A 22808-nucleotide genomic window follows, 5' to 3' on the forward strand; every position below is an offset into this window, starting at 1 on the left:
TTGGAGTGCGGGAAAACAAAGAAACTCACAATACCTTTAAATCACAATTAATAGTTGTCAAACACCAGTAATCTGTGGTATTCATATAAAATAGTAGAGGTGGTAAAAAATTACCGCCTCTACTTTTTAATTATCTGTAAAGTGTGAAGTTGCCCACCATTTCTCTAGTGTCTGCTTCACCGTTTAACTTAATTATATACCAATAATCTCCAGTTGGCAGTTCATTGTTTTGATAAAAGCCGTCCCAACCATCTTCATTGTCTTTAAAGGTATAAACGGTTCTACCATATCTGTCATAGATCGATATGAATATTTCAGGATATATTTCAATATTATCCGGCATCCATAAATCATTTTCCCCATCACCGTTCGGCGTAAAGAAATTAGGAATTTCAATATCGATGAACTCTATGAATATACTAGCAGTAGACTCACAACCATTCTCATCGACTACGGTTACATCATAGGTATTGGTCTCGGTAATATAGAATACATTATCTGAGCCCATATCCCTGTCACCTAAATAGAAAGTATAGTTTTCTCTACCGCCGGTAACAGTTGCGGTTATCTGATTTATGTTGCTTTCTTCAACTGTTATCTCAAGAGGTTCAAATGCCTCTATTTCTATGTCATAAGTAGTTAAACATCCGTTTGCATGCGAAATACTTATGTAATGAGTACCTGGTGTCAACTCTCTGAACATTGGAGTCAATTGCATTTCTAAAGGATCAACGGTATCCAGACCAAATAAGACATCGTTTTCTATGTTAGGGTCGTTAAGAACAATATTAACATAGTTACTAGGTATATTACCATTACAACCGTATATAGGTTCAACAGTTGCACCAAGATCAACACCTGGGTCTATTGTAACTATAATGGTTTCATCACAACCTTGGGCGTCTTCAATAAAAATGATATAATCACCTGCTGCCAAGTCTGTAAAGCTCAATCTGTCTTGTACAAAGTCCGTTTCGCTTTCTAGGCGAGTGCTGTAAGGAGCAGTACCACCAATTATGGTTAAATCTATGGTTCCATCTTCTTCGCCTACACAGATTTCCGGAGTGCTTTCAATGGTCACTTCAAGAATTTCTGGTTCGGTAATAGTCGCTTCTATCAATTCAAAACAACCGTTAGAATCTTGAGCGATTATGGTGTAATCACCAGGAGCTAATTCATCAAAAGTGTTATCATCACTAAAGCGATCCAAGTTTGGTGATATTGCATATTGATAAACAACTGATCCACCAAGCATATTAACAGTTATACTACCATCATTGGCACCGTTACAAGTAACATCAACAAAAGTAGTGTTATTCGTATCGATCAAAAGTGGTGCAGGTTCGGTAATATTGATCATCGCCGACGATACTTCACAATCATCGCTCTGAACTCTTACGTAATAGGTACCTGCAAACAGGTCTGTAAATAGACCGGAAGATTGGTTAGCACGTACCTCTGCGGTAAAACCGGCATCCGAGAATAGTGCATATTGGTAATTACCTAATCCGCCTTGAGCTTCTGCATTAATAACACCGCTATCATCACCATTACAACTAATGGTAGGGTTGTCATTGTCCAATTCGACTACTAACGGCTCAATAGGATTTACGGTTATGCTGTTGCTTATGACGGAAACACATCCTAAACTATCTATTATATAATATTCATATGTTCCTGGTTGAATACCAGTGAATAAATGAGTGTTTGGTCCGTTGGTTTCATTCATAGCATTAAAGGTAGATGTACCATCTGTATTCCACATATATGGTCCTGTACCACCAGAAGCGGTTAATAACAGTTCTGTATCATTTAAACATGTGGCTCTTTGTGCAGTGACCAACTGACCTTTAACCTCAACAGGCTCAACAATTTCAACAATTGCAGTTTCGTCTGAGCAATTCAAATCATCTAAAACGGTAACACTGTAATATCCTGATCTTAAATTACTAAATGTAGCAGAGGTTTGTGTACTTGTTGATTCCAACAGGGTGGCACCTGTACCATTGCCATCATAGGTATTAAGAATGTACCTATAATTTGTGGAAACTGACCTTGGTGTAAACCCAGCTGTAATTTCTCCATCCGTATCACCTTCACATTCTAAACCTTGAACGGACTGAATATTAGCTACAATCGGTTCTGGAGGAGTAAGGGTGAACGCATTGGTAAAGGTTTCAGTACAACCTAAACTGTCGGTTACCTCTACTGTGTATTGACCATCACTTAAACCGGTAAATAAATTACTGTTCACTTGGTTAGCTGTGTAAGTTGTTGTGGAACTAACATGTCTTAATACAATATCAAAAGGACCTTCACCTCCATTAGGTGTAATATTTGCAGTACCCATGTCATTACTACAACCTACATCTGTGGTTGCTATTGTTGCCAATGTTATTGCAGCACTTGGTGATGTAATCGTAAATGATCTTTCTTGAATACATTCAGGAGTTCCAACTTGTGAAGCTCTTAAAATATAGCTACCTGCAGCTACAGGTATAGAAGCCGTAGTTCCCGTTCCTGTAAATATGCCTTCATCATCGGTACGCGTAGTATCGGTACCATCGGCATTTACTACTTCCCAATTGAAATCACCGGTATAAGTAGCATCTGTAAATGTTACTTCTATAGCCCCATCTGTTCCAAAACACACTACATCTGCAAGTTTGTTCACTTCGATTTCAAATGTATTTGGATCTTCGACAATATGGGTTCTTGTAATTTCACAACCGGTTGTTACATTTCTAATACCAATAGTATAGGTGCCAATTGCCAAGTTGGTAAATACATTGTTACCTGTTTGGTATGTAGCAGATGGCAATATTCTAAATTCATAGTTAGCAAGATTTGCCGTGGAATTGGTAACTGTACTAGTTACATCTATTGTTATATTTTCACCACTGTTAACACAATCTAGATCTCTATCAACATTTACTGTTGCATCAATAAATGTGTCATAAGGGTCTATGGTAACTATATGTTCTGCAGAACACCCAGCGTCATCATAAACACGAACAATGATATCACCACCGGCAGCATCTGTATGGGTATAGGTTAAACTACTTCCATTTTGTAACACAGTAGACGTTGCGTCATCAATGAATTCAAATCGATTGTACGTTCCACTACCACCACTAAATGTTGAAGCATCTATGGTAATTGTGGCATTATTAGTGTCGTTACCGTTAGCACAACCAAATTGGTCAGGAACGGGAGCTGTAAATGTTACGGCCGTGTTTTCGTCAACAACCACTGTTTGTACCGTTGTACAGTTATTTGGTCCTGTTGCTGTTACATCATAAGTGCCACCTGGTAAATCTATAAAAGATTGTGTGCTTGCATCCCATGATGCACCAGCAGGCATTGGAGTTAAAGCATAATCAAGTGGGTTGTTTCCATTGTTAACTTGAACCATTTCTATGCTGCCATCATCTGCACCATTACAGCTAACAGGGTTAGGAGTAGGGGTGAAATCTGGTTGAATGGCATCTGGCACAACAACAGTAAAACTTCTAAAACATTCTGGTGTTGTTGTATCTGTATCAAAAACATTTACGGTGTACGTACCTGCAACATCTATCAGTACATTATGTAAGGTAGTACTTGGTGTTGTTAGTGCTTGACGAGCAACTTTTACTGTACCATCACTATTTAATATACTAAACTCATAATTTCCAGAACCAGAAATACCTTCTATAGCTATTTCGGCCTCATATCCTGCACCGCAACCTAATTGTTTAGCTAATGTTGCCGAAGCTTGTAGGGTAGGGTGTACATCTATATTAATTGTATCGGTACAACCAGTTTCATCTTTAATATACACATCATAATTACCGGCTGAAACAGAATTGAAATTATCATCAGTTTGATACGTATTGCCGCCATCGATAGAATAAAGAATTGTACCTGTTCCACTTGCTGTGACGGTAACAGTAGCAGTTGTACTACAATTGGCAATAGCAATATTGTCAATAGTCGGTGCAGCCGTAAAGCTCATGGTAACATCATTAAGTGGGTAAGAGCAACCATATTGATCTTCTACCGTAACGGTATAAATGCCTGCTGGAGAACCTGCGGCAATCTCAATAGGGTTGTCACCGGTTGCCGTAATTGAGGTAAAAGGACTAGGGCCAGAAATGGTATAGAAGTAATCACCTCCACCTCCTTGTACGTTGTCAACTAATATTAAACCTGGGTTGTCACACGAAATATCTTGAATAGATTGGGTGTCTCCTGTAATCTCATCCAACATTTCTAGAATTTCATTTTCACTTGCACTTATACATTGTGGAGCTCCACCATTATATTGTTGTACCTCAATATAATATTCATCTTCTGGTAAGCTTGTCACATTTATCGTACTAGAATAGCTAACAATGCCGCCACTATCTCTAATAACATTGCCGTCTATATCATATAAGAACCATTCCATATCAGGTTCTATGGAACCATCTGAATCTGTAATAGTATACTCTATTGATCCATTACTTGAGCCTTCACATGCAGGAGTAATAACTGATGTAATCACCATTGGGTTCGTGATGATATCATTTACGTTAACACTACTCTGTCTAACACAACCTACAGCATCTCGTACATAGAATGCATAAGTTCTGCCTGGTACTAGATTATTGAATGTATGTGTAATACCTGCAGCATAAGGCGTTGTCCATCCGTTTACTGGTGTAACTATATTGAAATTGGCAGGGTCTTCCGAATAAGTATATTCATAAGGTGCAGTACCATTTTGGCCACGAACACTTACTTGTAGTTCATTACAGTTTACAATGATTGGTAGTATAGTTATGTCTAGATCATCTAAAGGAAAAGGAATAATTAATCGTGGTAAATCTGTCTTACAGATAGTATTACCACTACCATCTACCGTTCTTATAGATGGTTCAACTTCTTGACCAGAGGTGTATCCTCTAAATTGATCAGATGTTTGCCAAGTTGTACCACCGTCATCACTAAATTCTAATGTGCCTAAAGTAGTTGGGTAATTAAGAATGTCAAACCCAAAATCATTGGGGTCACCTGTACATGCAATTGGTGTTCTTCCTTCTGCATCTGCTGTAAGTTCTGCTGGTGCCGAAATCGTTACGGTTTCTGTTTCAGAACATCCGCCTTCATCGGTAATAATTACATCATACTCACCTGGTGCTAGGTTATAATATGTTTTAGTAGTTCCCACTACATCAGTTTGTACTTGATCTGGTGTACCATTGGTTTTATCTACCAATCGGTAATCGAAAGGAGATAGTCCGTCATTAATAGTAACCTCAATATTACCCGTGCCATCATGACAATCTGGGTCGGTTGCTACTGCGGAAATATCCAATACTGGGTTTGCTGAAATAGTTTCGGTTACCATAGCTTGGCAAGCATCTGTACCATTTGCTTTATCCCTTACATAAATATCATAAGCTCCAATATCTGCCAAGGCAATTGTTGTAGAATTACTAGCTGAGAAATCGGCATTGGTAACTGCATCGCCAGATGGAACAAAAGCATACATGAAATTATTATCTCCTCCCGATGCCGTTGCAGTCAAGCTACCGTCGGCACATAAACTTGCATTTACGGGTACTACACTTAGAGAAATTGTAGGTGCAATGGTAATGGATTGTACGGCTGTAACACAACCATATTCATCATTTACCTCTACATCATAAGTACCTTCGGATAAGTTGCTGAATGTATATGTTACGTCTGTTACAGTAGCAGGTGTTTGCCATGCTCCTCCATTGATTCTAAATGAGTAATTACCATTACCATCAGTAACCGTTGCTGTAACGGTTCCATTATTTTGACCATCATAACATTGTGTTGCCGTTAAATCAAAAGCAATAGTCTCCGGTTGAGTTACGGTTACGGTAGCAGTTGAAACTGCTTCACAATTGTTGTCATCCCTTACTCTTACATGGTAGGTACCTGCTGGTACGTTCAAAAACTGTGTAGAGGTAGCGTAGGTTCTTATTACCGTATTATCTGTTAATTCTAATTGATATTCATAACCTGGTGTGCCTTCATTTGCAGATGCTTGTAAAGTTGCTCCGGTATTAAAGCAAGTAAATTCAGCTGTTTGTTGAAGATCTGCCGTTAATGCGTTTGGCGAAGTCAACGTTGCAGATGTTGCTGAGGTTGCGGTACATGAATTGTCATCTACTTTTTCTACCATTACAGTATACGTACCATCTGCCAATGTTGCAGGGGTTGTAATCGGTGATGTGGTTTCCGTTGTCCATGTTGTTCCACCGTCAACAGAATATTGATACCCAACAGTAGGGTCGAAGTTAGAAACCTCAAAACGGATACTACCATTATTGCTACCGTTACAAGTAGGATCTGTACTCCCTAAAATGGCAACTTCAAAAGTTTTTCCTGTTTCTACTATTACCGTAATGTCTTCTGTTTGCTCACATAATTCAGGAGTCTGTGAAGCCTGAATATCATCTAATACCAAGAAATTACCGTTATCACTATCTAGGTTGGTACGTAAAACTACTCCTACAGCAGTATTGGCTCCTGGATTAAATGTAACCGTTCTTAAGTGCCAATCATCTGCATTGTTATTTTGTGGGATGGCTGCCGTAGCCTGACTGCTAATTACATTACCAGATCCATCTACCAACTCTACCAATACCTCTGGGTCGTTACCTGAAGCATTATCAACTAAAATGTTGTAGGCATAGAATGATATCGTAATATCTTGGTTGGCAAGTGCTTCCAATCCGGTTCTTGACCATAAAACATTGTTGTTCCCTGCAGAGGTACTTACGCCAATTGCCATAAACCTACCATCGGTTATACCTGTATGGTCATTAGGGCTTCTCCAAGATGTATTAGGGTTGGTAATTTGGTTCGTTACTGCATATTCCGCATTTACAAGTATTCCTGCAGGTCCTAAATTACAGTCCGTTTCAGTTCCATCTTGTGGTTCGTAGCAATATCCTGGTCCTATTTCCGCTATCTGTGTAGTTACGCCTGCACCAAAATCCTCTAAAAATAATGTGCTTTGCTCTGCAGAAATAGTACTGGTATACCCTACAGTTATCGTTTGGGTACCAGAAACCACATTATTAAAAATGTTATTATCTACTGGTGTGTTATCTGTACCGTTTAGTTTGTAGGTATAGGTAAAATCAGTAGTGTTAGAAGGTGTAATTGTCACTACTCCGTCACCATCACATTCATAGGTGATATCATCGGTAAAAGTTGGGTCTATTACCGAACTTGGCACTGTGATTTCTAAAGGTGTTTCGCAACCTAAAGCATCTTTTATTGCCAATTGATAAGTACCGGGAGCTAAACGTTGCTCATCTACACCAGTAAATGAATTGCCACCATCAAAACTATATGTATAAGGTGATTGTCCGCCACTAGCATTTAGTATTTTAACCAAAGCCGTAGGATTGGTGGCGCCAGATGTATCACATGAAGCATCTTCAATTATTGAAGGTGATGCTGTTAACCTAAAAGGCTGAGTAACTTCATATTCAATAGTCTCAGTACAAGCGTTACCAGGATTACTGTTGGAATCCATTACAGTAATGGTGTAATTACCGGCAGAAATATTATTGAAAAAGTTTTCCGTTTGGTAAGTGATACCACCATCAAGACTGTATTTATATGGAGCATTTCCACCTGTTGCATTGATCGTTAATACGGCTGTAGATGAATCTGCACAAGTAATATCTGAATTTGAAGCAGTAATTGTTATAGAACCTAAATCTTCCATAGAAACTATATTCGAGAATCCATAACATCCGTTATCATCTCTAATTACAAATACATAATCACCATCTTCATTTGGTACATAAGTAGAAGGTGTACCTTCATATCCAAATAAGAAAGATGGATTAGATGTGAAATCAGCATCTGGAATAGTAGTCTCGTCGGCATATGGAGCAACACCATCTTTACTATAGATAGCATACTCATATCCTGTTGTACCACCAGTGGCGGTTAAATTAATTATACCAGAAGTACACGTAATATTTTCCTGGTTTGTAGCTGTTAATCGTAGCTCAGGTATTTCATCTACCGTAATAGTACTCTCATCGCTACAACCATCTACAGTGGTAGTTACTATAACATAATCGTCTGCTGCAAGACCAGTAAACGTATGGGTATTATCTGTGGTAACTAATTTGTTTGCTACTAACGCACCACGGCCACCACTGCCATTGTCGAAATATAGTTCATAGCTATATTCTGGTGATACATTCAAGGCCTGTATTGCTATGGTTCCTGCATCGGTACAATCAAACGGTGTGGAACTGGCGGTTACCTCAAAAACCCTGTCTGAAATACCTATTTCTTCTGTTTCAAAAACACAACTGTTGGCTATTGGAGAACCTGTTGTAGGGTCTAATTGTGTAATTTGAACTTTATAAGTTCCGCTCGTAGCTATATCAAAGTTAGGACCCTGACCTGCGCTGAAAGGTACTGCTATATTGTTGTTTTCTACATCGAATAACTGGTAACCATAACCACTACCTAAATCAATAACTCTAATAGAACCGTCTGTATCACAAATGATATCAGATGAATCTGGTTCAGGAATGTCCAGTGTATTTTGGTATGTGTTAAAATAAAAGTCACTATAACATCCGCCTTCATAGCCTATAACTACTCGGTATTTACCACTTTCGGTAACAGTAAAATTATCGGCATCTGTCACCTCGTTCCATGTCCATCCACCATTATTATTAGCACAATTATCGCTTACATCTCCACAAGTAGCAACGTTACAACTAGTTTCGTCAAGTTTCTCCCACTTTATGGTTAAAGCATCGGTTATACCTAATTGAATAAATGCACTATCTGTTTCACCACAAAGAAATATATGTGGCATTGAACTGTTATCGTTAGAACATGTTACTGTTTCCCCTTGGATGTCGTTATCAGGATTACTATCACTATTTACTTGATTTAAATAACTGATAATTGGGTTGGTCTGTGTTTCACCATATCGTTCTACAGTAATCAATTCGGTATGGTTCGCACAACCGGATGTTGACGTTTTTTCTACAATGTAATTTCCTACTGTTGTAATCGTCAAGGTATTTGATGTACCATCGTTTAAAATAGTATCACCAGCATCTATAGCACCATCATTATTGGTGTCAATTGCCCATGTGTAGGTATCAAAACCTAAACCAGCGGAAAGAGTTCCACTAGCACCACAAAGCTCTACCGTACGTGCTACGTTACAATTTGCCAATGCATCAGATACATTATTGGCTGCAACCTCTAGGGTAGTGGTACAAGCACCTGCAGGATTGCTACCGTCTTCGTCTGAAAAAGTATTTGTATTTAATGTACCTGTATATGTAGCATAAACATGATTTTCCAATTGAGAAGCACATGCCGCAACAAATTCAGAACAGTCCCCATCAACTGAAACCGTAATTTCTATTTTATATTCTGGATCGTCTATTTGAACCAATCCGTCCGGTACGGTAAAAATTATAGTTCTCGTGCTCTCTTCATAAGTACTCGTTACTCCGGGAGCATCGTCAACACTAATATTATCTAATGTCACATTTTCAGGTAAAACATTTTTAATGGTGAAATTTGTGGCATCGTCATCTCCGGTATTCTGAAAACGTAATACATAATTGTAAGTATCGCCTAAATCAACATCTTCGCCATTTATATCTGTACCACTCAATGTTTCTGAGGTATTGCCTAAAACAATTACCGGGGCAAATACTTGAGTATAAGATGCCGCGTTTACGGTACCATCGGTAGGGTCGACTGCAGGCACACCTGTACCGTATTCACCACCATCGCCACCGTCAGTAGCATCATCTTTATAATATTCGTTGGCATCGCTACAGCCATCACCATCGCTATCTAAGTCCAAATGATCTGGATACCCATCCATATCCGTATCTAGATTCGCACAAAATCCAGAAAAGGACGCTGTATTATAGGATAAAAAGGCAACATCTGCATTAGAACTTAATTGTAGTCGTAGGTATGCCACGTCTGCCAAATTAGCTGTGGGTATACCGAATTCTGACAATTCTACTGTTGCTAATCGGTAATCTCTCGTGGTGTTATTATAGAAAATACTTCCGTTTGCGTGATAAATATCTAATCTGTACGAACCAACAATACTGGCCAGTGCTCCACCACTATAGGCTTGCACACGTACGGCATTTCCTAGAGGAGCACCTGATGCATCATAAAGACTTACAACGTGACCAACACCACTTGGGTCTGCAACTTGAGTTAATAATATATCTGGTATACCATCACCAACGTTGGTAGCTACGATAGGGTCTATTTCATAAGTCCATGTATCGCCGATGTTAACAATACCGGAACCAAGGTCCAATCCATTTTGACCGTGGGTCAATAAAGGATTCAATGGATCTGTGGTAGGATCGTTAATAATCGTTAAGCCTAATGCGTTGTCATTATTGCCATCATTTAAATTAGATTCAAAGGTTGCCTCGCCATAAATATTGTTAGAAGGTGTCAAGGCCATCCAGCTAGATTCTGTAGCAGAAATATCCGCAATTCCATCATTATTGGAATCTATGCCGTCTGATAAACCATTACCGTTAGCGTCATAAAGGTTATCGTCTGCAACCCCAGTGGTAAACGTGGTTCCACCGGTGGTGAATGCCAATAATTCATGTGATAAGTTTGGCAATACGGGATTATTTGACGAGGTAGAACTTCTCCAAAAACCAGAGAAATTGGAGAAAATTTCCGTTACCGCAGTACCACCTTGTACAGTGCTAGACGGTGAAGTGAAATTTACATCACTGGATATAATACACATTTGTTCAACAGCATCATAAATACCATCATTATCATCATCTAAATCAACACTATCTACAACACCGTCATTATCGAAATCGTTATGGACTATAATTCGTGCAGAGGGCTCATCTCTTGTAAGATTTGCATCCGTTTGGTCTTGTGTATTAGTTGCGATATTAACTAGGTTTAGTAAAGGCAAAATATCTATTTCATCTGCAGTTACTTCTAAAGTTAAAAAGGCAACTTCACCAGGAGCCAACGTTCCAATATTCCAAACACTACCATTAAATGTACCTGTTATTGTTGACGCTTGTACTAATGATAGCCCGGCGGGAATATTATCTGTAACCTGTAAATTGGTTATATCATTATAGTATAAATTCTCTGCTCTAATGGTAAATGTGGCAGTTTCCCCTTCAACTATTTCGGGTTTGTCTACAGTTTTTTCTATAAGAACATCTGGTTCGCAATAAAAGATTTTTATGGTTTGAGAATCATAGGTACATGGTCCTTTGGTACCTCTAACATAATAATCACCTGCTATGGTCGCTGCATATTCAAATGAATTTGCACCAGGAATGATTTCACCATCAAAGTACCATTGGTAAGCATCGAAGTTATCGTCAGAAGCTTCAAAAATACTTGAACCGGAAAAACACTCTCCTTCAACACCACCATTAATTTTTAAAACAACTTCTGGTACGGTGTCAAATCCTGAAAAGTATCCTGCAACCCCTTGAGCTCCATTATAGCCAAAAAAACCAATGGCCATTGGTCCGGTTGAGGTAACACTTATGTCGCCATCTAGATTTGGTATGTAAAAAGTTTTCCAATCATCTGATCCGGCAACGGGATTAGAAGCCGGTTTTGAAATTTCTACTCCGTCTTCAAATACCTTTACATTAGCATCAGGAGTGTTTACTGAAGCAATAATGGTCAATCCGCCTGTAACCGTAGTTCCTGCGATATTTCTAATATCTGGTATGTTGTCCATTACATCTGGTAAAAGACAGTTGACCGGCGCAACGAAATTTAAACCTTGGGTATATAAATTACTAGATCCCGCCATAGATTGGTAGGCATAGACATCTTTTGAAGTTTGAACGAACATATTCGCCCCCACTGTATTTGAAGAATAATAGCTGCTAGGTATTTTAAAATACTCTCCATTGTCAATAGTTGCAATTGCGGTTGTGCTTCCGTTTACATATATATGTGTATTGTCTGCAGTAGCAATTACCAATGGGAATTCCGTAAGACCATTTGTATTTCCGTTTCCTCTAATAAAAACATATTCTTTACCAAGCTTATTGATCGGTACAGGTTGATCTATACCTGCATCTCTATGACTTTGTCCATCTTGACTACCAAAGTTTATAGAACCATTACTTATCACAATATCTTTTGTAGAAACAATCGATGCCCCGATCCATCCATCTTCGTGAGCTTGTGTATGGGTGTTACCAATGTAGGTTTCATACACAAACGATTCATTGGCGTTCAGTGTAATTGTATGTGAATCAGCAGTAATACCAGCTCTGTTACCACCAACCCTAAATTCACAACCGGGGTCATAGCCAGATAATACAACAGTGGTATTATCTTCGGTAGCCATTATACCCAAGGTGTTAGATTTTGATGAGTGAGTACCTTTGTTTGGAACACCGCCCCATTTAAAATTAGTACCCATTGCTTGTCTACCCTTAGCGGTTAAAGAAGCAGCTTGAGAACCAGATTTTCCTCTGTAGTTGACATAAAATTTCTCTCCATTTGCCGATATAAAACGCAAACCGCTATTGGTCAACACTACTCCGGTATTATTATTGTCAACAAGCGTAATGTTATTGTCTCCATTACCTAATGTCCAAACACCTGGGTTCAGGTTATCTATGGTCATTGTTCTTTCAATAGTGTTGGATGTACCTCTGTAGACGTAAACGTCAAATGGTGTAGTCTCAGGTGTTGATAAATATATTGCTTGGTTTTGAATACCTGCGTTATTTTGACCCTGCTTCATTGGTGGTAAATAATGCAAGTCGCTTAATTGTGCAGTTCCTAAAAAGGAGCTAAAAGCAAGCAGAAAAAACAATAGGGATTTAATACTGGTTTTATTCTTAGTAATCATCGGTATGGTTTCAAGTAGTACTTAAAACAAATAAAGAGACCTTTTGTCTCCTATCTAAAAAAATGTTGTATAACCGCGTATTATGTGAATGTAATCGCAAATTCCATATGCTTGGGAAAAATAATTATCCCGAAATGTTTATTTTGTTAGTAAATTCGTTTTATGTCAGAAGAAAAACTAATGTCAAAAAAAAAGCCGGCTTATCCAGTAAGTGAGGCTTTGGATGGCTACTTGGATCACTATAGTAGAAAAATTGAAATCCCTATATTTTACGACGATTTGCTTAGGTTTTCTGGATCTGTTGTCGTGTACGATAAAAATGATGAAGATACCTTATGGGTAAGAGCATATTATTCTGAATTTGATAGAAAGGAAATAGACGATAGTTTAAAGAAAGTTTATTCTATTTTGCTTTCTGATGGTAGTGATAATATTCATCAATACTTGAATGTTGATGCTGTAGATTTCTGTACGTTCGGAAACTCGAAACCTTTTCGGGTGAAAATCCGTAATGTTTTAAACGATAATTTTACGTATTTCTATATTAAAAAAACCGATGCATCTCGTATATATGGGTTAGAATTGGAACATATGCTTTCCCCGTACAACCTTAACTTTTTGGTGTATAAAGACACTTTAATTGAAGAGCATATTGCCGGTATACCGGGTGATGAATTCATAAAACATAACTTACCAAAATGTACACCTCGTGAAAAAGCCCAACTGGCAAAGGAATTCGTAAAGTTCAATGAACGTTGTATGATTCGTCTTTTAGGAGATATGCGTTCATATAATTATGTTATTGTACCAACGCATGATTTTGATCATGTGGTGTATAAAATTAGAGCAATAGATTTTGATCAACAGTGTTTTGAAGGTAAGTTAAAAGTATATAGGCCACAGTTTTTTAAGGAAAACTATCAAATGGTTGAGCTGGTACGCAGTAAATTAACACACGATTCGGTTGATCAATACAAACTAGAAGAGCGTTCTATGGTAGCCAAAAGAATACTAAGTTCTGGTAATAGAATAAAGAAGTTACGTGCAATTTGCAAAACAGATGAAATCTCTACTCCAGAGAATATAGCAATGCTTAGAGAACAAATTGAGGAGCTTACCTTGGATATGGATTTCCAAAACTGCAATACGATGGGAGAGGTGCTAGATTTAGCGTTGAACTTTGTTAGAAGAAATTACGAAGATGTAAGTGTAAGGCAAATTATTGAGCATAGAATTAAAGCACATAATTAGGGAGTACTAATTTATGTAAGTAAAAAGTCCAATTTTCATATGTGAAAATTGGACTTTTTAATATAAAATATGCTGTAAATATTAGCTTTTCTGTTCTTTGTTGAAGTATACCAAATAGTAATACATTTGTCTTTCTTCATCCCATCCTTTTTCCACAAATTTCTCGGCAGATTCAGGGTTTATGAAATCCATTTTTATTTGAATATTCGTGTCTAGATTAATGACGTTCTTTATTTTTTTACGAGCATCCGATACCGCTTTGTTCGCAATATCAAAATTAGATACATCTTCAATGCTGAATTTAGGTCCTTTTTCTGTTTTGTAATGTTTAAACTCAGGAATCAATTCTGGGTTTTCCATTACTTCATTTAAAAAGGTGGTCTCCTCAAAAGCGTCATTTTTTGCGAAATGATTTACGGCACGGTTCATAAACAATACTTCTTGTTGTTTATCTTCTGCAGGTAAAACCACATCTTTTGCAAAATTCTGACAAAGTTTTAAGTAGTTTTTCGTTTTAAAGTTATCATCTGAAAGTGGATCAACCCCTAAGAAATTTTCTAACCAGTACTTGGTATCGTACTTATTACTGTCAACAGATAGAACTTTATAACCTTCCTCTTTATCTACATTGAATATTAAGCAACCTTTATCTAGCTTATTAATATTGATACCTTGCTGAATTACGATATCTAAGTTGCTACCTTTTTCTTCAAACTGAATAAAATCGTGTTTTAGCTCACTTTTAAAGATACCAATAGCATCTACCTTATTATTGTCTAACAAAAGACCGGATAGATATGCTACATACACCTCTCCACTCTTTATATGTGGGTGGTTAGATTGCTCAAATAACAATGAAGCCACTTTTTTAGAGTTTAAGTGTGCCTTAGAAGGATCCTCGAATACTTCACTTACAATTTTAAACAATTCATTGAATTCTACGTCAACTTCATTAGCGAGTTTATAATAGTTTTCTTCCTTTTCCCTAAAGGGTTTAAAGAAATATTCTTTTAATAAACCGGTGGTTTCATCGTTAAGTCTAAAAGGTTCTTCAGATAGAAAAATGCCTTCATTCTTATTTTTGTTACCAACTCTGTGTATAGAGATACTTTCTATTTGGGTAGCATATAGGTTGATCATAAAATGTTCTAAATTAAATGGTTATATGTAAATTTTGATTGAGATGAAATTGCTGGTTTAGTTCCAGTTTTCGTCAAAATCCAAATCGTCATAGTTATCAAAGGTATCATCAAAATCAAACGCACTGTTCTCTGCCTCAAAATTTTTCTCTGGCGGAGTTTCAGGTAATTCACCAAAAGTAAATAAAACATTAGGGTAGGCACGGCCATCTTCTTTTGGCTGTATATCCGCAAGTTCAACAAAGAATGTCCACATATTCATGAAATCATAAACATAGATCAACTTTGGGGTGTTTTCTGTCATAACATCCTCTAAGAACGTTTCGTTCATTAGTCTAACATCTGATCCAGATTCACTCATGTCGAAAAGTGCAATTTCTTCGTCTTGTTTCCACTCTTCATCACATGTATAAAAAGATGCCATTTCATTGCCTAAAAACCCAAATGCTTGAGTAATAGCGTTATGAAAGTCTTCTAGGGAATTGTGAGCTTCTATCTCCAAATCTCTAAAAATATCTTCTTCGGCGTCTAGAATTACACGAATTTTATAAATCATACCTTATTTTTTGCGGGAGGGCAAAGTTACGAAGTTTTAGTGTTTTTCCTAGGCTTTAATGCATCTAAAAGTATGTAGAATTGAACTCCAAATAGAATTGACGCCAACACCAAGTGTAAGGGCTGACTGGCAAAGGGGAAATCTAAATAGTTCATGGCAATACCTGTAATTACTTCTACAACCAATAAAAACAAGACCCAGTAAATTTTAAAGTGACCTAAATTCAACCTGCTAATTCTGTATACTAGATAGAAATTGACTAAAAGCACTATGATAGAAAATGATCGGTGCACGTAAAATAAAGCTTCAGGATTCTGCAACCATAAACTTTTGGCATCATAGCCGAAAATATCTATTTGCTCGTCAACAAATTGACGAACTTGCGTACCCATAGCAATTTGTATAAGGGTCAATACCAGTGCCATTACACTAAAGTTTAAAACAGTTTTGTCATACTTTATTCGTTTATTCTCATTATTGGCCAAATAGATTACATATAATAGCATTGCTACAATGACCAATGCCATGAGCATATGTATGGTTATTTTAGCGGGTTCTAAAACGGAATATACTACTGTAGCGCCTAACCAAGCTTGAAAAACCATACCTATTACAACTAGCCAAGATAAGATAGGAATACGTTTTTTCTTCTTCCAATATTTAATTGATATTATGGCAAGAATTAGGGTAGCCAAACCTGCTAGGGCACCAAATAGTCTATTAATGTATTCGATCCAAGTGTGCCAAGGGTTAAACTCGGCATAGTCGTGCTTTGTATACATCTCCCAGTTTTCTGCGTTAAATGAATCTGCGGTAGTGAACGTTTTTTTTGATACTTGTAGTGTTTCTTTCCAAATGATTACCTGACCTTTTTCAAAGGGTCTATTGGCCTGCCATTGAATTTCGGTAACTTCTGTTGGTGGTATATAATAGCCGAAACATTTAGGCCAATCTGGACAACCCATACCACTGCCGGTCATTCTAACCACTGCGCCTGCAACAATAACCAGGTAGACTAAGACTAACGATATTTTGGCAATTTTTCTAAATGTTATGTCCATACGTATCCGTTCTATTTAGCAACTTGTAAACCTAATTCAGCACCTTTAATGTACATGAATTCTTGTGCTGCTTTATATTCATTTGGAATTTCTCCCTCCAAAATAGCCTCTTTAATGGCTTCTTTTATAATACCGATTTCTTTAGATGGTTTTAAGGAGAAAGTCTCCATAATTTCTTCCCCGGAAATTGGTGGTTGAAAATTTCTTACATGGTCACGAGCTTCTACCTCTTCAATTTTCTGACGTACGATTTTAAAGTTTTGATGATATCTACGCTGTTTTTTAGGATTCTTTGTAGTAATGTCGGCTTCGCACAAGGTCATTAAGTCTTCTACATGGTCTCCTGCATCAAAAATTAGTCGTCTTACAGCAGAATCCGTTACAAAATCCTCCGATAAAACTATAGGTCTTGAGCTCATTAAAACGAGCTTTTGTACATACTTCATTTTATCGTTCAATGGCATGCGTAGTCGCTTAAATAATTTGTAGACCATTTTAGACCCAACAAATTCGTGGCCATGAAATGTCCAGCCAATTTTTTTATGGAATCGTTTTGTAGGTGCCTTTCCGATATCATGTAGCAATGCGGCCCAACGTAGCCAAAGGTTATCGGTAGCTACAGAAATATTATCGACCACTTCTAGCGTATGCCAAAAATTGTCTTTGTGTTTTTGACCTTCTATTTCTTCAATTCCTTGTAAAGCTGTAAGTTCTGGAAGAATTAACTCCAATAACTCCGTTTTGTGCAGTAGTGAAAAGCCGATAGAAGGTTTTGGGCATAGCATTATCTTATTGAGCTCATCTAAAATACGTTCGTTGCTTACAATCTTTAAACGGTCTTTATTTTCTGTTATCGCCTGCAAAGAGGGTAGTGCAATTTGAAAGTTTAATTGAGTTGCAAACCGTATCGCCCTCATCATACGTAATGGATCGTCTGAGTAGGTAATGCCCGGCTCTAAAGGAGTTTTTATAATTTTATTCCCTAGATCCTCAATACCGTTGAAAGGGTCTAACAGTTCTCCGAAATTAGAGGTATTCAATGAAAGAGCTAAAGCATTTATTGTGAAATCCCTTCTTTTCTGATCATCTTCTAAAGTACCGTTTTCGACTATGGGTTTGCGACTATCTCTGGTATAACTTTCTTTACGGGCACCTACGAATTCTAGCTCTATGCCTTCACTTTTGATCATGGCGGTACCAAAATTCTTAAAGACGGAAACTTGTGGTTTTCCTTTTAATTTAGAGGCTACTTTTTCGGCTAGGGCTATACCGCTGCCAATAGCAACGACATCTATATCTTTAGGTATTGTTCTTTTTAAAAAATAATCTCTTACAAAACCACCGATAACATAGCAGTCTACAGAAAGTTCTTCTGCAGCTTCTGAAATAGTTTTGAAAATAGGGTTGTTTAAAGCGTCTATATGGCTCTCTTGCATGTTCTTATTCTCGAATAATCTTCACCGTATTGTTATTAGAAAGTCTAATAATAGATGAGGCGGAGCTATTCTGTTTCTCTCTGTGCAAATTTACCACATAGTCTACACCTTTTAAAATGGCTTGATCTATATTTTGGAAAGATTTTGGAGTGCTGTTTCCCGATACGTTGGCAGATGTGGATACTATAGGTTTTTTAAACTTGCCAATTAAATATCGACAGAATTTATCGGAAGCTACCCTAACTGCCAAAGTGTTATCGCCCGCAATAAGATTTTTGGCAATACCGCGCGGATTGTCATAGATTATCGTTGTTGGCTTTGTGGAGAGGTCCATTAGGTCGTAAGCAAGCTCAGGAACTTTTTCTATATGCTTTTCGAGCATTGCGTCATTTGCCACCAAACAAATAAGTGCCTTACTATCATCTCGTTGTTTCAGTTGAAAAACTTTCTTAACAGCTTCTTCGTTAGTTGCGTCACAGCCAATACCCCAAACAGTATCGGTAGGGTAGAGAATGAGTCCGCCATTTTCTAAAACTTCTATGCAACTGTTGATTTCGTTATTCATCTTTTTATAAGGTAAAATTATAGAAAAGTCTCTGGTTTTATTTTGTAATGTTCCGTTATAGCTTTCCATTGGATTTTGTTTTTGTCACCTCCGATATTGGTTTTTTTTAAAGAATGTTTTTGAGAACCAATTATTGGTATAGGAGTTTTTGCTCTATTACTTGCTAAAATAGCCTTTGTGTCCTTTAATAGAGACATAGCTTTAAACCACAAATCATCGGCTTTTGGAGCTAATTCTAAAAACAAATTATAATCTGTGACCTCATTGTACAAACTATTTGGTGGGTAAAGTACGCCTTCAGCACCAATGGGAATAACGGCGGCCTCATTGATTATTTCTTCGCTGACCCAATGTTTGTAAGAAAGTAAATCGCCATTCGGAGAATATTTTATGTACCTCGTTTGATTGGCAATTATGTTTTTTGGGTTTGCCTTATGTTCTTCATATAACAAACTGAGCCAGTTAGCTCTATACATCATATCATCGTCACATGTTATGATTGTATCATTGGGATAAAGTTCCAAACTGTGAATTAATTTTCTATGTGAGCAAGTTAAATCGGAATATAGAATAGAAAACAAGTCAGATTCCAAGGATGCCAATTTGTTCGGAATTTCATTTTTCAATGAGTGATGAAGCCATAATACTATTTTTTTTGGTCTTACATTTTGATTGAGCACACTTCTTATGGTTAAATGTAACTTTTGCAACCTCGATGGAATGGAAGTCAAAGATACAATCACGGGAATTTCTTCTTTAACTTCTTTAGTCATGCTTTTGGAAGATTTTGATAAAAGTTTAGCAGAACTATATATTGAAACCGGTATTTCCTTTAACTTCATTTTCAATGTAGTAATTTGATCTACATAAAATAGACCATCTTTTCTTACTCAAAGATAGATAAGAGTTTTATATTTTTGCAGTAATTTGAAACCTAGCATGGAGATTCCTAAAATAAGTATCATTGTAAGTACGTATAATGCCGAAGAGTGGTTAAAAAAGGTGCTTTGGGGCTTTGAGCAACAGATTTTTAAAGACTTTGAGGTAGTTATTGCTGATGACGGTTCTAAAGAGCCTACCAAAATACTTCTTGAAGAAATGGCGAAAAAGGTTCATTACCCAATTGTTCATGTTTGGCAAGAAGATGACGGATTTCAAAAATCTAGAATACTCAATAAAGCGGTTACTGCTTGTTCTGCAGATTATATTATAATGACCGATGGGGATTGTATTCCGAGGGAAGATTTTGTTCAGGTGCATTATATAAACAAAGAACCTGGTTATTTTATATCTGGAGGATACTATATGCTCCCAATGAATATATCTAAATTGATAACCCTAGATGATATAGAAAAACAACGTTGTTTCAACATTCAATGGTTGAAAGAGAAAGGAATTCCGCAGACCTTTAAAAATAATAAGTTGACAGCACGTGGTATTATTTCTAAGATTCTAAATTGGGTAACACCTACCAATGCTAGCTGGAACGGTCATAATTCTTCTGGCTGGAAAAAAGATATTGAAAATGTAAACGGTTTTGATGAGCGCATGCAATACGGTGGTCAAGATAGAGAGCTGGGTGAACGTTTGTTCAATTTCGGCATAAAATCTAAACAATTACGCTATAGTGCCGTATGTGTTCATTTAGATCATAAAAGAGGGTATAAAACACCAGAATCCATTGCAAAAAATGTTGGGATAAGAAATGCTACCAAAAAAGAGAAAAGTGTGTGGACACACTATGGCATAACCAAGTAATAGGCAAGCTCATTTTTTTGCTCTAATCTTTTAAGTTCTCTGTAACGTTCCAATACACCCAAAGAATTTAAATAACAGATGGTAAAACCTTTTTTACCGTCAAGAATACCAAGTCGTAATATGTAATGATTAAAAAACTTCCAGCTTGTCTTTAGCCCCATCATTACATAACTAAACTTCTTTTCTTTATAAAATGATTCAATAGCCTTTAAGCGACCGTACTTCAGCATTTTTCCTTTGTAATCTTCGTAGTTTTTGTAACAGTAATGCGTGAGTTTTTCTTTAAGAATTCCAGATGTTCCGTCAACGTCTAAAGTTTCATGAACGATTTTACAATCAGAAAAAACTGCTTTACTTTTTCTAAAAAGTCTGTAATTTTTATCTGTTTGCCATCCGCTGAAATTCAACTTTTCATTTTTGAACATGAATTGTCTATAAAACCAAAATGCAGCAATATCTGTATCACTGGATATGGTTTCCGTTATTTCATTTTGCAAAACATCAGAAACAATTTCATCAGCATCTAAAAACAAAACCCAATCATTTTTAGCTTGTTTTAAAGCAAACGATTTTTGAGCGGTAAAATTTTCAAACGGATTTTGAATAACCTTTACTTTTGAATGCTGTTTTAGGTATTCATAAGTTCCATCGGTACTATAAGAATCAACCACAATAATTTCGTCAGCAAATGAAACGGATTCAATACACTTTTCAATGTAGCCAATTTCATTATAAGTAATGACTAATGCGGTAAGTTGTTCTTTTTTGGTACTCATACAATCCAATTTGGTAGGTTTGCTCTCATTGGAGCGAACAAAGTTATAACAAAAAAAGAATTAAAAAATTGTGTTAAGAAGTAAAATTCTTACATAATTGAATGCTAGCCATATAGACTTAATCTTTTTTATAAGAGAGTGTATTTTATTTTGGTTGCGTTTAAATACTGAAAAGTTTTTATCTTTTATAGTTAATAAACTAATCATGTAATTTTTTTGCCTAGTATTCAGAAAAAACAGGATTAAAGTATTGTGTTGATAATTATGAAATACTACAATATTTGTGTTTCGATATATGAAATGACTTGCTCGTTAAATAGAGATGGAATAAATTCTTGATATAAGTATTCTACATTTTCTTTTCTCTCTTTCTTTGACTTACCTTGAATTAGCGTCGGTTTGAAATCTTTAAGGTGTACAGCCCAATTCTTTGGATTTTGATGATAGGTAAACCAAGCTTCCTTGGAAATCCAAGGGGAGAATATTGCAAAATTTGGAACATCTAATGCTTTAGACATGTTTGAGGCACCACCTTCATTACCTAGATAACCGTCACATTGTTTTAGTAAGGCTAAAAAACTCCTAAGTGAATTACAAAAAACCTCTTCATGAATACAACTTTTAGACTTTTCAGAACAATAATTAAGAAACTCTTTTACTTTAGGTTTTTGTTCAGGAGTATAATTAAGAAGCATGTTAATATTTGTTGCTTTGGTAATCTCATTTATTAATTCTGCTAAATATGCCAAAGGGTAAGTTTTGCTGTTGCTACTGCCCATAAGACCAACCATCAATAAAGGTTTGGATAAATCCAAGTTAGATTTAAATAGAAGCTCTTTAGCTTGGGAAACCTCTTTTTCCTTAAAGAATATTTTAGGTGCTAGGTTCTTCTACTTTAAATTTTGGATTAGTGGACTCAGTAGAAGTAATCTATTTTCAACAGCTAAGCCTAATTCGCTATCGGTAGAATTTGAATACCTAAAGAGATCTGTGTAAATAAATTTTGAGTACCATTTTTCGTAAGAAATCTTTGTTTTCGACTTGGCGAAGTAACTTATTAGGTTGCTTTCTGTTTTGCAATATACATCGATTACAGCGGCATATTCTTCCTGTTTAAAATCCTTGAGGAATTTATAAAACTTGATTTTACTTCTTTTGTACTCTTTTTTAAAAAGTATTATTTTATCAATGTGAGGATTGCCTTCTACAACGGGTAACGTGTGTTCGTTGATTACATAATGTACTGTGGCATCGGGGAAATGAATTTTTAGATGTTCACAAATTAGCGTACTATTTAGTACATCGCCAATCATTTTTTGTTGAATCACTAAAAATTTATTTCCCGCCACAAATAAT

Annotated in this window: 12 protein-coding genes; 2 read left to right on the forward strand and 10 right to left on the reverse strand. The window is 36.6% G+C overall.

Annotated elements, in window-relative coordinates:
• Positions 1-130: 130 nt before the first annotated feature.
• On the reverse strand, positions 131-12910 hold the full coding sequence (locus tag DCS95_RS10740; RefSeq protein ID WP_116770769.1) for a T9SS type B sorting domain-containing protein: 12780 nt from the start codon (positions 12908-12910) through the stop codon (positions 131-133).
• A gap of 162 nt (positions 12911-13072) precedes the next feature.
• On the opposite strand from DCS95_RS10740, the gene DCS95_RS10745 reads away from it, so the two are divergent.
• Positions 13073-14161, forward strand: coding sequence for a hypothetical protein (locus DCS95_RS10745; protein ID WP_116770770.1), 1089 nt, complete (start codon positions 13073-13075; stop codon positions 14159-14161).
• A gap of 81 nt (positions 14162-14242) precedes the next feature.
• On the opposite strand, the gene DCS95_RS10750 is transcribed toward DCS95_RS10745, so the two are convergent.
• From DCS95_RS10750 to DCS95_RS10775, 6 genes are read right to left on the reverse strand one after another with little or no spacing between them, the layout of a single operon-like run.
• Entirely contained in the window at positions 14243-15301 is a 1059-nt protein-coding gene (locus tag DCS95_RS10750) for a nucleoid-associated protein (protein ID WP_116770771.1), read from the reverse strand.
• 57 nt (positions 15302-15358) lie between these two features.
• The gene (locus tag DCS95_RS10755) at positions 15359-15856 is read right to left on the reverse strand and encodes an IS1096 element passenger TnpR family protein (protein WP_116770772.1); all 498 of its coding nucleotides are present in this window, start codon (positions 15854-15856) and stop codon (positions 15359-15361) included.
• Between the two features lie 26 nt (positions 15857-15882).
• A complete protein-coding gene (locus DCS95_RS10760; RefSeq protein WP_116770773.1) occupies positions 15883-16917 on the reverse strand; it encodes a COX15/CtaA family protein in 1035 nt (344 codons plus the stop codon).
• 11 nt (positions 16918-16928) lie between these two features.
• The gene (locus DCS95_RS10765; protein WP_116770774.1) at positions 16929-18353 is read right to left on the reverse strand and encodes a CCA tRNA nucleotidyltransferase; all 1425 of its coding nucleotides are present in this window, start codon (positions 18351-18353) and stop codon (positions 16929-16931) included.
• A gap of 4 nt (positions 18354-18357) precedes the next feature.
• Positions 18358-18918, reverse strand: coding sequence for an L-threonylcarbamoyladenylate synthase (locus tag DCS95_RS10770; RefSeq protein WP_116770945.1), 561 nt, complete (start codon positions 18916-18918; stop codon positions 18358-18360).
• 17 nt (positions 18919-18935) lie between these two features.
• Positions 18936-19760: a zinc-binding alcohol dehydrogenase gene (locus DCS95_RS10775; RefSeq protein ID WP_116770775.1), complete on the reverse strand. Its 825-nt coding sequence runs from the start codon at positions 19758-19760 to the stop codon at positions 18936-18938.
• A gap of 97 nt (positions 19761-19857) precedes the next feature.
• Here DCS95_RS10775 and DCS95_RS10780 point away from each other — a divergent pair, with 97 nt between their 5' ends.
• Positions 19858-20676 (forward strand): glycosyltransferase family 2 protein, encoded by an 819-nt coding sequence (locus DCS95_RS10780; protein ID WP_099189085.1) that lies wholly within the window; start codon positions 19858-19860, stop codon positions 20674-20676.
• Here DCS95_RS10780 and DCS95_RS10785 read toward each other — a convergent pair.
• The 3 genes from DCS95_RS10785 to DCS95_RS10795 form a co-directional block, all read right to left on the reverse strand.
• Entirely contained in the window at positions 20658-21452 is a 795-nt protein-coding gene (locus DCS95_RS10785; protein WP_116770776.1) for a glycosyltransferase family 2 protein, read from the reverse strand. The two genes, DCS95_RS10780 and DCS95_RS10785, sit on opposite strands and share 19 nt — an antisense overlap.
• 272 nt (positions 21453-21724) lie before the next feature.
• The gene (locus DCS95_RS10790; protein WP_116770777.1) at positions 21725-22324 is read right to left on the reverse strand and encodes a glycosyltransferase family 9 protein; all 600 of its coding nucleotides are present in this window, start codon (positions 22322-22324) and stop codon (positions 21725-21727) included.
• Positions 22325-22342: 18 nt separating this feature from the next.
• Complete coding sequence (locus DCS95_RS10795; RefSeq protein WP_116770778.1) at positions 22343-22801, reverse strand: glycosyltransferase family 9 protein; 459 nt, start codon at positions 22799-22801, stop codon at positions 22343-22345.
• Positions 22802-22808: the final 7 nt, after the last annotated feature.

The organism is Maribacter litoralis, assembly GCF_003075045.1.
Classification (GTDB): domain Bacteria; phylum Bacteroidota; class Bacteroidia; order Flavobacteriales; family Flavobacteriaceae; genus Maribacter; species Maribacter litoralis.